The organism is Streptomyces sp. NPDC103540 (assembly GCF_055584445.1).
Genome location: NZ_JBVJMA010000004.1, coordinates 475484 through 487880, shown reverse-complemented (window position 1 = coordinate 487880; position 12397 = coordinate 475484). Strand labels below are relative to the sequence as shown.

The following is a 12397-nucleotide window of genomic DNA, read 5'->3' as shown; positions in this document are numbered from 1 at the left end:
TGCCCCCTCCGGGGCGGGCGGGGCCGGGCGGGGCCCCGGATCTCAGTTGACCTGGCGGTCCAGGCCCTCCCAGTAGGGTCGGCGGAGCTTGAACTTCTGGATCTTGCCGGTGGCCGTGCGCGGGATGGCCTCCCGGAACTCGACGCTCGTCGGCGCCTTGTACCCGGCCATCCGCTTCTTGCAGTGGGCGATGATGTCGGCCTCGCCCACCTCCCCCGCCTCGGTCCCCTCGGCCAGGACCACCAGGGCCTTGATCGTCTCGCCCCACTTCTCGTGCGGCACGCCGATGACGGCAACCTCCGCGACCGCCGGATGGCTGAAGATCGCGTCCTCGACCTCGATCGACGACACGTTCTCGCCGCCGGTGATGATCACGTCCTTCTTCCTGTCGGAGATCGTGAGGTGCCCGTCGGCCCCGTCGATCTCCCCTCCGTCGCCCGTGTGGAACCAGCCGTCCTCCAGCGCGTCCGCCGTCTCCTGCGGCTTCTCCCAGTACCCCTCCAACACGACGTTGGACCGGGCCAGGACCTCACCGGTCCCCGACACCTCCAGCTTCACGCCGAGCGCCGGCAGCCCCGCGCGCGCGAGCTTGCGCGCCCGCTCGGCGGCGGGCAGGGCGGCGTCCTCGGGTCGGGTCCGGTTGAAGGTGAGCAGCGGCGAGGTCTCGGTCAGGCCGTAGATCTGGGTGAACTCCCAGCCCAGCTCCTCGCCCACCCGCTCGATCATGCGGCTCGGCGGCGGGGCGCCCGCGCAGACGATGCGTACGCGGTCGCGGCCCGGGATCTCGCCCTCCCAGCCTGCCGCCGCGTCGAGCACGGCGTTCCACACGGCGGGCGCGCCGCACATCAGCGTGACGCCGTGTTCGTCGACCCGGCGCAGGATCTCCGCGCCGTCGACCTTGCGGAGCACCACCTGCTTGACCCCGAGTCCGGCCATCACGTAGGGCATGCCCCAGCCGTTGCAGTGGAACATCGGGAGGGTGTGCATGTACACGTCGCGCTCCCAGACGCGGGTGTGCAGCCCGAACGTGAGCCCGTTGACCCAGATGTTGCGGTGCGTCAGCTGGACGCCCTTGGGGCGGGCGGTGGTCCCCGAGGTGTAGTTGATGGTGGCGGTCGCGTCCTCGTCCGGCTTCGACCAGGGACGCGGTTCGACGCCGAACCGCATCAGCCCGGTGTCGGTCTCCTCGCCGAGGACGAAGCGGTGGCGGGCGGGAACGGCGGAGGTGGCGGCGTCCAGCTCGGGATCGACCAGCAGCACGGAGGCGCCGCTCTGCTCCATGACGTAGGCGATCTCCTCCGGCCTCAGACGGAAGTTGATCGGTACGCAGATCCGGCCGCTCATCGGGACGGCGAACAACAGCTCCAGCAGACGGGCGGAGTTGTGGCTCGCGACCGCCACGCGCTCGCCCTCGCCGATGCCCAACGCGTCGAACCCCGCCTGCCAGGCGCGCACCCGCTCACCCAGGCGTCCGTACGTCGACTCCGCGACGGGCCGGCCGGGCTGATCGGGTTCGTCGATCACACCGGGACTGGAGGAGAACCCCAGCTCCGCCCGGTCGAGGAAGTCCGCGACGGTCATCGGAATCCGCATGTGCACGCTCCTGTGTCCAGTGTCCAGACAAGTACGTCAGCTGGTGCGGAGTCTGGCACAAACGGGTCCCCGCACCCGGTGCCGATGCGGTCCCCTCCGGCCGGCTCAGCCGCGGATCGGCCCGAAACGCACGGCGCCCGGGCCGCCGCCCATCTCGACGAGGAGCCTCTCCCCCTCGGCCACGACCTCCTCGCGAGCCGCGCTGGAGTGCGCGCCGAACAGCTCTACGGTCAACCCCGGACCGTCGGCCGTGCCGGCGGCGGCGCCGCCCGCGGGGTCCAACCGCCACAGCCCGGCGAGGAACCCGTCCACCAGCAGCGTCGGATGGGCCTGGTTCCCCGTCCAGGTACGGCCCTTGGCCTCGGGCGTCACGACGCGGGAGCGGTCGGCGTGGGAGAGGAGCAGGTTGTCGAACTCGGGCAGGAAGCGCGGGGGCGCCGGGGTGTCGGCGTCGGGCCGGGGCGCGTCGGGGAGGTCGAACAGCTCGACGCCGCTCTCGTCGCGGAAGACGAGCAGGCGCGGGCGCAGCCGCTCGAAGGCCTCGCGCAGCCGGGTGAGGCCGGCCCAGGTCTGCATGTCCTTGACGGAGGCGGGCCCGAAGGAGCCGAGGTAGCGCAGCACGGCGTCGTCGATGCGCAGCGCCTGCCCGGCGGGCCGGTCCAGCCACCGCTCGACGGTGGTGAGCCGCACGGCGCCGCTGCGGCCCCACACCCCGCGCGGGGTCACCTGGACGAGGGGCAACAGGCAGCGGGCGGCGACGGACAGCGACTGCGGGTCGGCGTCGGGCCACGTCCGCAGCAGTTCCTCGCGGATCTCCCCCATGGTGCGCGGCTCCTCCTCGACGAAGGCGCGGGCGCGGGCGGCGAGCGCGTCGAGGTCGACGCCGACGAGGCCCTTGCGGAAGGCGTTGACCTCCCGGTCGCGGGCGGGCTGGACGAGGGGGCGCAGGGTGAGGGCGTCCTCGGCCGTGTGGGTGTGGATGGTGGAGCGCATGGTCACCATCCGGACCACTCGGCGCGACTCCATGAGCGCGGCCAGCTCGGCCGGCCGGAACCCGGCGAGGCGGGCGTGGAGCTGGAAGTACGGGGGCTTGACGTTCTGCGCCTGGAGTCCGAGCAGGTGCGCCACGGCGTCCTCGGCGGACCTCTCGGCGCGGCTCAGCAGCAGCTGGCGGGCGAGCGTGGCACGGTTCAGAGCGCGGGTGTCGAGTACGGGATGCGTCGTGGAGGCCATACCGGAAAGCTATCCCGCGTCGCGGTCAGGTTCTGTCCGCGATCCCCGACCGGAAAGCCGACCTGCGATGCCGGAGCGCCCGAACCGACCCGCCCGACCCGACCGCCACCGCCCGCCCTCCACCACCCCCACCCCCTCCCCCTCCCCGCTGCCTCCGGACCACCGCAGCGTCGTCGACTCGGCCGTCTACCGCGACGGCCGCCGCGCGGCCTCCCCCGCCACCCTGGCCGACACGTTCCGGCAACTGCGCGAACGGCCCGACGGCATGGCCTGGATCGGCCTCCATCGCCCGACGCAGGCCGAACTGCACTCGCTGGAAGCGGAGTTCAACCTCCACCCGCTGGCCATCGAGGACGCCCTGGAGGCCCACCAGCGCCCCAAGCTGGAACGCTACGGCGACACCCTCTTCGTCGTCCTGCGCGCGGCCCGCTACCTCGACGCCCCGGAGGAGGTCGAGTTCGGCGAGCTCCACGTCTTCGTCGGCCCGGACTTCCTCATCACCGTCCGCCACGGCGCCGCCCCCGACCTCTCGGCGGTCCGCCGCCGCATGGAGGAAACCCCGGAGCTCCTCTCCCTGGGCCCCGAGGCCGCCCTCTACGCGATCCTCGACGCGGTGGTCGACGGCTACGCCCCGGTCGTGGCGGGCGTCCAGAACGACATGGACGAGATCGAGACGGAAGTCTTCCGCGGCGACCCGGAGGTCTCCCGCCGCATCTACGAACTCTCCCGCGAGATGGTCGAGTTCCAACGCGCCACCCGCCCCCTGGTCGGCATGCTGCACGCCCTGATGGCGGGCTTCGCCAAGTACGGCACGGACGAGGAACTCCAGCGCTACCTCCGCGACGTGGCCGACCACGTCACCCACACCAGCGAACGCGTGGACGGCTTCCGCCAGGCCCTGACGGAAATCCTCACGGTCAACGCCACCCTGGTCTCGCAACAACAGAACGCCGAGATGCGCGCCCTGGCGGAAGCCGGCTTCGAACAGAACGAGGAGATCAAGAAGATCTCCTCCTGGGCGGCCATCCTCTTCGCCCCCACCCTGGTCGGAACCATCTACGGCATGAACTTCGAGGTCATGCCCGAACTCCACTGGGCCGCCGGCTACCCCTTCGCCATCCTGCTGATGGCGGTCGTCTGCACAAGCCTGTACGTCATCTTCAAGAAGCGCGACTGGCTGTAGCGATCCACCAAACGAGCTTGATCGACTTAACGTAAGCGAACCTCGCGTACGCGACCGACCGGACCTCGCGTCCCCATCGGGGCCTCACGGTCGTCGCCGAAGGGTTCTCGCCGGGCCGGCGGTCGGCGGCCGCCGTCATCGAGCGGGCGAGCGTCGAATTCCCGGACTTCGACGGGTTCGTGCTGGGGCTCTGTCGCTGATCCCGCCGGGGTGGGGTGGTGTGGGGCCTACAAGAGGATCCCTCCCGGGGAAATGGGACAAATGGCCATTCGGGTTGTACCGGTCGCGGCTTGCCGGTGATCCTTTGCGTCATGCTTTCCGATATCGCCGCGTTCGACGCCTCGCACCTGCCCGACTACGCGCACCACTGGGCGCTGGTGGACGTCGAGACGTCCGGGTTGGTCGCGCGGCGCGACCGAATACTGTCTATCGCGGTGCTGACGTTCGGGCCGGACGGTGCGCCGGACGGGGAGTTCAGCACCCTCGTGAACCCGGGTTGCGATCCGGGTCCCGTGCACGTGCACGGGCTGACGGCGGAGCGGTTGCGCGACGCTCCCCCGTTCGAGGAGGTCGCGGGGCGCGTCGGCGCGCTGTTGCGGGACCGGGTCCTGGTGGCCCACAACGCGCAGTTCGACTACGACTTCCTCGCGCACGAGTTCGCGCGCGCCCGGCTCCACCTACCCGTCGCGCGGCGCCTGTGCACCCTGGCGCTGAACCGGCGCGTGGAGCCGCCGACCGCGGACCTCAGCCTGGCGTCGCTGGCCGCGCACTACGGCGTACCGCAGAGCAGGGCCCACGACGCGCTCGACGACACCCGTGTCCTCGCGGGGATCTTCCGCGCGTCGCTGTCGGAGGCCGTACGGCTGGACCTGCCGTTGCCGCTCGTGCCCTGCCCGCCCCGGCAGGACCCGAAGTTCGCGCCGAAGCCGCCGAAGACCCCGTGCGCCTACCGCAACCCGGGCCGTCCGGAGGCGGGCGGCCCGCTGGTCCAGGGGATGAAGGTCGCGCTGACGGGCGAGACCGACCTGGCCCGGGCCGAGTTGGTCGCCCGCGCGGTCGCCGCCGGCCTGAACGTGGTGGGTTCGGTCAGCCGCCACACCGGTGTCCTCGTCACCAACGACGCCGCCTCGGGCTCGGCGAAGGCGCGCCGGGCCGTCGCCGAAGGGGTTCCCGTCCTCGACGAGCCGGCGTTCGTGAAGCTGCTGGAGGACGTGCGTCCCGGAACGCCCCATCAGAAGCAGCCGGCACGGACCTCCTCCCCGGCCCCCGCCCCGACCGCCCCGACCGCCCCGACCACCGCGACCACCGCGGCCGCGTTCGTCGCCAGGCCGTTCGGGCGGCGGCGCGTCCTGGTGCTGGGCGGTTCGCACCAGGAGGCCGCCGACTGCCGGACCCGGGTCGTGGAGATGGGCGGTGCCGCCGCGATCAACCTGTCGGCGAGCGTCACCGACATCGTGCTCCTGCCCGGCGGCGAGCAGGACCGCCGCATGGCCCGCATCACGTCCATGGGGCTGCCGGTCCACGATCCCGCGTGGCTCGGGGCGCCGGCGCCCGTACGGGCCGACGCCGACGCCGACGCCGACGTCCCGAGCCACGCCGGCGCGTCCACCGAGGTCCTCCCCCGCGGCGGGGTCGTCGATCTGCCGGCCCTGCCCGTCGACGGCCGCTGGCACCTGAGCGCTTCCTGGGCGCGGCAGACGGACTGCGAGATCGACGTGGTCGCCTTCGTCCTCGACGAGGACGAACAGGTGTCCGGAGACGGGGACTTCGTCTTCTACGGCGCCCCGGAGAGCCCCGACGGAACCACCCGGCTCCTGTGCGACGGCCCCACGGAGCAGACCGTCACGCTGGACCTCGCCGCCCTGCCGCCCGCCGTCCACCGCGTCGCGGTCGCGGCGGCGATCGACGGGGCCGCAACCTTCGGCGACATCGGGGCCCTCCAGATCACGGTCGCACCGGGCAGTGACGCGTCGGCCCTGGCGCAGGCCGCCCTCGACGCCGCCACCAGCGAGCGGACGCTGCTCCTCGCCGAGGTCTACCGTCGGGGCGCGCAGTGGCGCTTCCGTGCGGTCGGGCAGGGCTACGACCACGGCCTGGAGGAGCTCGTACGGGGATACGGCATCGAGGTCGCGTGACACCGGCGGCGCCCTGCCCCGGGGCGGGCGCCGCCGGTGCGCGGGGGCGCCGCCCGTGCGCGGGTCAGACCTTGCGGACCACGCTCGACTTCAGCTGCATCGCTCCGAATCCGTCGATGCGGCAGTCGATGTCGTGGCCGTCGACGCCGTCGACGAGGCGGATGTTGCGGACCTTCGTACCGGCCTTGATGCCCGACGGGCTGCCCTTGACCTTGAGGCCCTTGACGACCGTCACGGTGTCCCCGTCGGCGAGCACGTTGCCGACGGAGTCCTTGACGACCCTGGCCCCCGGCGCCTCCCCGGAGCCGGAGGCCGACGGGGCCTCGGGCTGCCATTCGTGAGCGCACTCGGGGCACACCAGCAGCGCGCCCATCTCGTACGTGTAGGCGCTCGAACACACGGGGCAGGGGGGCAGCGAATTCTCGGTCACGGCTCCAGTATGCGCGGCGCGCGACCTGCGCGTTTCATACCTCCGGGTGAGCCGGAGGCACTCCGGCCAGCCCGCCGGCCGCACCTGCCTAGGGTGGACGCGCGCCCGATCGGGAGCGACCCCGGTCGGGAGCGGACCGCGTCGGGGCGCCCCCGCGGGCGCGTCGTGTCGTTCACGTCCCGGGAGCTCGCGTGGCGCAGCAGTCGCAGCAGTCGCAGGACTCGCAGGAGTCTCAGCAGTACACCAGGGCCCTGCGGCTGCGGCTCCGGTACCGCTACCGGTTCGACCGTCTCGTCGCCGGCGGCACGCGGCTGCTCATCGGCTGGTTCGCCCTGGCCTGCCTGATCGCCGTCGTCCCGGTGAGCGCCGTCTTCGTCTGGTCCGACCGGCCGGCCCCGGCCACCCTCTCCGGGCGGCTCCTCGCCATGTGGGCCAGCATCGGGCAGACGTTGAAGATCGGCGGGGCGACCGGTTCCCCCGTCCACGTGCTGGCCTCGGTGGTGCTCGCCCTGATCGCGCTGCTGTTCGTGTCGACGCTCGTCAGTCTGATCACCACCGGCATCGACCGACGCCTCATGTCGTTGCGCCTGGGGCACTCCACCGTGGTCGAGGCCGGGCACACCGTGGTCCTCGGCTGGTCGGACCAGGTCTTCCCTGTGCTCGGGGAGCTGGTCGAGGCCAACGCCAACCAGCGCCGGTCGGCCGTCGCCGTGCTCGCCCCGAAGGACAAGGTGGAGATGGAGGAGGAGATCGCCACCCGGCTTCCCGACCGCGGCCGGACCCGGATCATCTGCCGCAACGGGAGCACCACCGACCCGGCCGCGCTGCGCCGGGTGAGCCCGGGCACGGCGAAGGCCGTGCTCGTCCTGCCGCCCGGCGGGGACGCGGGCGACGCGCAGGTCGTGAAGACGCTGCTCGCGCTCGACGCCGCCGTCGTCGACGCCGTCGCCCTCGGGGAGGACGGCGACGCGGTGGTGGTGGCCGCGGTCCGCGAACCCCGCCACCACGGAACGGCCTCGCTGGCCGCCGGGCCGGCGGGACACGTGCTGTGCGTCGACGAGATCACCGCGCGGCTCCTCGTCCAGACCGCGAGGCAGCCCGGCCTGTCCCTCGTCTACCAGGAGTTGCTGGACTTCGACGGCGACGAGTTCTACACGGTCCCCGCCGGCGCCCTGGGCGGGCGCGCCTTCGGCGAGGCCCTGTTGGCGTTCGCCACGTCCTCGGTGGTCGGGCTGCTGCGCGCCGACGGCTCCGTCGCGCTCAATCCGGACCCCGGCGCGGAGATCGGGGCGGGCGACCGGATCGTCGTCGTCTCGCGGGACGACGACACGGCCGTGCCGCAGGACGTGTCCGGCTGCGTGGAGGCGGACGCGATCGTGACGGCCGGCCCCCGGACCCCGCCGGCCCAGCGGCTGCTGCTGCTCGGCTGGAACCGTCGCGCCCCGCTGGTCGTGGACCAGCTCGACCGGTACGTCGGCCCCGGAACCACCCTCGACGTGGTGGCGCTCGCCGGGGACGGGGTCGACGCCGGCGGGCCGGTCGCCCTCGCCGTGATGCGCCGCCACCTCGAAGTGGCCTTCCTCTACGCGGACGTCACCGACGCGCGGGTGCTGGCGAAGCTGGACGTGCCGGCGTACGACGCCGTGATCGTGATGGGCGAGACGGATCCGGCGACGCTCCCCGCCCTCCCCCTCGCCCTGCCTTCCCCCACGGCCGTGGTCCCCGCCTGGCGGGCGGTCGACCCGGAGGCGCTCGCCGACGACCGGACGCTGGTGACGCTCCTGCACCTGCGGGCCGTGCAGCGGGCCGCGAACCGTCGCCTCGCGCTGACGACCGAACTGTCCGACGACGGCAACCGGCTGCTCGCTCCGGCCCGTGAGGGCGCCGACTTCATCGTGAGCGGGCGGCTGATCAGCCTGTTGATGACCCAGATCTCGGAGAACCGCCATCTCGCGGCCGTCTTCGCGGAGTTGTTCGACGCGGAGGGCCACGAGCTGTACCTCAGGCCGGCCGCGGACTACGTCCGGACCGGGCGGGAGGTCAGCTTCGCGACCGTGGTCGCGTCGGCCGGGCGGCGGCGCGAGTGCGCGGTCGGCTACCGCTCGGCCGCCGGGTCGGGGACGGCGCCGGCGCACGGGGTGCACGTCAACCCCGACAAGCGGCAGCGGATCCGCTTCACCGACGCGGACCGGATCATCGTGCTCGCCGAGAGCTGACCGGGCGGAGACGGGGGCCGGTGGGCCGGTGGGCCGGGGGATCCCGGGCCCCCGGGGCCCCGGAAGCCTCCGGCCCACCCGGGCGGGGCGGGGTGGGCCGGAGGGCCCGGTCGGTCAGCCGCCCAGGAGGGTGGCCGCCGTCGCCGGCGGGACCGGGGCGAGGCCGTTCGGGCGGGCCGTGAACGTGCCGCGGCCCTGGGTGCGGCCGCGCAGGCGGGACGCGTAGCCGAACAGCTCGGCCAGCGGCACCGTCGCCGTGAGCAGCGCCGTCCCGCCCTCGGTGGTGGATCCCGAGATCCGGGCGCGGCGGGCCGCGAGGTCGCCGAGCACTCCCCCGACGCCGTCCTCGGGGACGGTCACGGTGACCTCGGCCACCGGCTCCAGGAGCTCCAGGGTGCTCGCGCGCAGGGCGTCGCGCAGCGCGAACCGGCCGGCCGCCCGGAACGCCGGCTCCGAGGAGTCCTTGGAGTGGGTCGCCCCGTCCGTGAGGACCACCCGCAGGCCCGTCACCGGATGCCCGCCGAGGGGTCCCTCGGCGAGGGCGTCGCGGCAGCCGGCCTCCACGGCCCGCGCGTACTCCTGCGGGACGCGTCCGCCGGTGACCGTCGAGCGGAACTCGAAGCCGGGCCCCTCCAGTGGCTCGACGTCGAGGACGACGTGCGCGAACTGGCCCGATCCGCCGTCCTGTTTGACGTGCCGGTGGACGAAGCCGGTGACCCCGGCCACGACGGTCTCCCGGTAGGAGACCTGCGGCCGGCCCACGACGACCTCCACCCCGTGCCCGCGTCGGATCTTCTCCACCGCCACCTCCAGGTGCAGTTCGCCCATCCCCGACAGCACGGTCTGGCCCGTTTCCTCGTCGGAACGCACCACCAGGGAGGGGTCCTCCTCGGTGAGGCGGGCCAGCGCGGTCGCGAGCCGGCCGGTCTCGGTGCCGCGCGCCGCCTCGACGGCGACGGACACCACCGGTTCGGCCACGGAGGGCGGTTCGAGGACCAGCGGCGCCCCGGGGGCGCACAGGGTCGTCCCGGCGCGGGCCGTCTTCAGCCCGATCACGGCGACGATGTCACCGGCCGTCGCCTCCTCCCTCTCCTCGTGCCGGTCGGCCTGGACGCGCAGGATCCGGCCGATCCGTTCGGTCCGGCCGCCGCCCGCGTCCAGGACGGAGTCGCCCTTGCGCAGGGTTCCGGCGTAGACGCGCAGGTAGGTCAGCCGCCCGGTCGGGGTGGCCGTCACCTTGAAGGCGAGCGCGGTGAACGGCGCCGCCGGGTCCGGCTCGCGCCGCGTCTCGGTGTTCCCGTCCGCCGACGTGCCGCGTACGGGCGGCATGTCGGCGGGTGCGGGCAGGTAGTCGCGTACGGCGTCCAGCAGCGGTTCGACGCCGCGGTTGCGGTACGCCGAGCCGCACAGCACGACCAGTCCGTCCCCGGCGAGGGTCAGCTCGCGCAGGGCCCGCACCAGGGTGGCCTCGGTCACGGTCGAGGTGGCGCAGAACTCCTCCAGGGCGTCCGGGTGCAGTTCGGCCACGGTCTCCTCCAGCAGGCGGCGGCGCCGGGCCGCCTCCTCGCGCAGGTCCTCGGGGACCGGCGCGTCCTGCCGTTGCCCGCCGTCGGCGGGCCACAGCACGGCGCGCATGCGCAGGAGGTCGACGACTCCGGTGAAGCCGTCCTCGCGGCCGATCGGCAGCTGGACCACCAGCGGGACCGCGCCGAGCCGTTCGCGCAGGGACGCGACGGCTCCGTCCAGGTCGGCGCCGGCCCGGTCCAGCTTGTTGACGAACGCGATGCGCGGGACGCCGTACCGGTCGGCCTGCCGCCAGACGGACTCGCTCTGCGGTTCGACGCCGGCGACGGCGTCGAAGACGGCGACCGCCCCGTCGAGCACCCGCAGGGAGCGTGCGACCTCGTCGGCGAAGTCGACGTGGCCGGGGGTGTCGATGAGGTTGACGCGGTGACCGTCCCAGGTGCAGCTGACGGCGGCGGCGAAGATCGTGATGCCGCGGTCGCGTTCCTGCGCGTCGAAGTCGGTGACGGTCGTGCCGTCCTGGACCTCGCCGCGCTTGTGGACGGCGCCGGTGGCGAAGAGGATCCGCTCGGTGACGGTGGTCTTGCCGGCGTCGACGTGGGCGAGGATGCCGATGTTGCGGACGGCGCGGAGGGTGTCGTGGATCGGGGTGGCGCGCATGGCCGGGGGCCTTTCGAATGACGGGGCGTTGGCGGCGCGATGGTCCCGGTCACGGTGCGGGAGCACCCCCGTCGCCCCCGTCACGCGGCCCGAGGGGCCTGCGGAGGGGCGGGGAGGGGAAGAACCCGGGCGTGCGCCGGGGGCGTACGGTGACGGCCGCGCAGCCGGTCACCGCACGCGGCGGGACACCAGGATCACGTCGTACCGGCAGGGGGGAACGGAGGCGGCGGCACGGTCGGTGTGCGTACGCATGGCCTGGTTCCCCTTCTCGTCTCTTCGCTCGGCATCGGTTCACGCCGGGCCCGTCGGGCGGGGCGTGTCGGCGAGTCTAGGGGCGGGGCGGGCACGGGGGCACCGGGTTTTTCGCCGGGCCCGGCACGGCCCCCGCCGGGCGCCGGCCACCCCGCCCGGCCACCCCGCCCGGCCCGGCCACCGGCGCGGCGCGGCGCGCGCGGCGCGCGTCAGACGAGGAGGCGGGTCCGCAGGCGGGCGACGGTGTCCGGGGTGATGCCGACGGTCCCGGTGAGGTAGGCCGTGGGGGATCCGTATCGGGCCGTCAGGTCGGCGAGCACCAGCGACATGACGGTGGCCGGGGCGCGGCCGTACGAGGGCCAGCGCATGGTGCGGCCGGGGTGGGCGGCGTGCCAGTCGGCGGTGAGGCGGGCGGTGGCCAGCTCGGTGAGGGCGAAGTCGGCGAGGATCTCCTCCTCGGGGACCTCCAGCAGGGTCAGGACGAAGGCGGCGATCAGGCCGGTGCGGTCCTTGCCGGAGGTGCAGTGGAAGACGGTCGGACCGGTTCCGTCCGCGATCAGTTCGAGGGCGCCGCGGATCTCCTCGACCCCGTCCTCGGCGACCTCCGCGAAGCGGTCGGCGAGGTAGCGCCAGGGGTCGACGTCCGGGTCGATGGCGGCCTGGTCGTAGGGGCGGTGCTCGATGCTGAGGTTGGCGTACGCGAAGCGCTCCGGCTCCGGTATCCGGCCCTTGGCCTCGATCTCCCAGGGGTAGCGCAGGTCGATGACGGTCCGTACCCCGAGGTCGAGGAAGCGGTCCCAGTCGGCGCCGCTCAGCTTGCCGAGGGAGTCGGCGCGGTAGAGGGCCCCCCAGGCGACGGTGCGGCCGTCGGCGGTGCGATATCCGCCCAGGTCACGGAAGTTGTGCAGGCGCTCGAAGGGGATGTGGCGGCTGTGCGGCACGGAGGCTCCTGAATACCGGTGGGGCGCGTTGCGGTGATCATCAGGATGCGGTGGGATCCGCGCCGGACTCAAGGGGTGGCGGCCGGCGGCGCGGCGGCGGAACAGCGGGCGGGGCGAACGGAGTTCGGGCGCGAGCACCCCGCCCCCACCCACCCCCTATCCATCACGTGTGACATGTGAAATATTACCCCCGCTTCGCTCGAAGCCCGACGCACCCCTCCGGAAGGCCG

General features: G+C 73.6%; 8 protein-coding genes. 3 read left to right on the top strand and 5 right to left on the bottom strand.

Going from position 1 to position 12397, the window contains the following annotated elements; all coding sequences use genetic code 11:
- Positions 1-42: 42 nt before the first annotated feature.
- Together ACZ6ZI_RS12935 and ACZ6ZI_RS12930 are read right to left on the bottom strand one after the other, a co-directional pair.
- Positions 43-1593 (bottom strand): AMP-binding protein, encoded by a 1551-nt coding sequence (locus ACZ6ZI_RS12935; protein ID WP_469519386.1) that lies wholly within the window; start codon positions 1591-1593, stop codon positions 43-45.
- Between the two features lie 105 nt (positions 1594-1698).
- Complete coding sequence (locus tag ACZ6ZI_RS12930; protein ID WP_469519382.1) at positions 1699-2826, bottom strand: winged helix DNA-binding domain-containing protein; 1128 nt, start codon at positions 2824-2826, stop codon at positions 1699-1701.
- A gap of 67 nt (positions 2827-2893) precedes the next feature.
- Between ACZ6ZI_RS12930 and ACZ6ZI_RS12925 the strand changes: the two genes are divergently transcribed.
- Both ACZ6ZI_RS12925 and ACZ6ZI_RS12920 read left to right on the top strand, forming a co-directional pair.
- Positions 2894-4009, top strand: coding sequence for a magnesium and cobalt transport protein CorA (locus ACZ6ZI_RS12925; protein ID WP_469519379.1), 1116 nt, complete (start codon positions 2894-2896; stop codon positions 4007-4009).
- Positions 4010-4320: 311 nt separating this feature from the next.
- Positions 4321-6144 carry a TerD family protein gene (locus tag ACZ6ZI_RS12920; RefSeq protein WP_469519377.1) on the top strand — a complete coding sequence of 608 codons (1824 nt, stop codon included), beginning with the start codon at positions 4321-4323 and terminating at the stop codon, positions 6142-6144.
- 64 nt (positions 6145-6208) lie between these two features.
- Here the strand turns inward: ACZ6ZI_RS12920 and ACZ6ZI_RS12915 are convergent, their stop codons facing one another.
- Positions 6209-6574, bottom strand: coding sequence for a zinc ribbon domain-containing protein YjdM (locus tag ACZ6ZI_RS12915; protein WP_363053008.1), 366 nt, complete (start codon positions 6572-6574; stop codon positions 6209-6211).
- Positions 6575-6765: 191 nt separating this feature from the next.
- Between ACZ6ZI_RS12915 and ACZ6ZI_RS12910 the strand changes: the two genes are divergently transcribed.
- Positions 6766-8790, top strand: a complete 2025-nt coding sequence (locus ACZ6ZI_RS12910) for a CASTOR/POLLUX-related putative ion channel (RefSeq protein WP_469519374.1) — start codon at positions 6766-6768, stop codon at positions 8788-8790.
- A 114-nt stretch (positions 8791-8904) separates the two neighbouring features.
- Here ACZ6ZI_RS12910 and fusA read toward each other — a convergent pair whose 3' ends face one another.
- Positions 8905-10974, bottom strand: a complete 2070-nt coding sequence (gene fusA / locus ACZ6ZI_RS12905; protein WP_469519371.1) for an elongation factor G — start codon at positions 10972-10974, stop codon at positions 8905-8907.
- A 461-nt stretch (positions 10975-11435) separates the two neighbouring features.
- A complete protein-coding gene (locus ACZ6ZI_RS12900; RefSeq protein WP_469519368.1) occupies positions 11436-12167 on the bottom strand; it encodes a tyrosine-protein phosphatase in 732 nt (243 codons plus the stop codon).
- Positions 12168-12397: the final 230 nt, after the last annotated feature.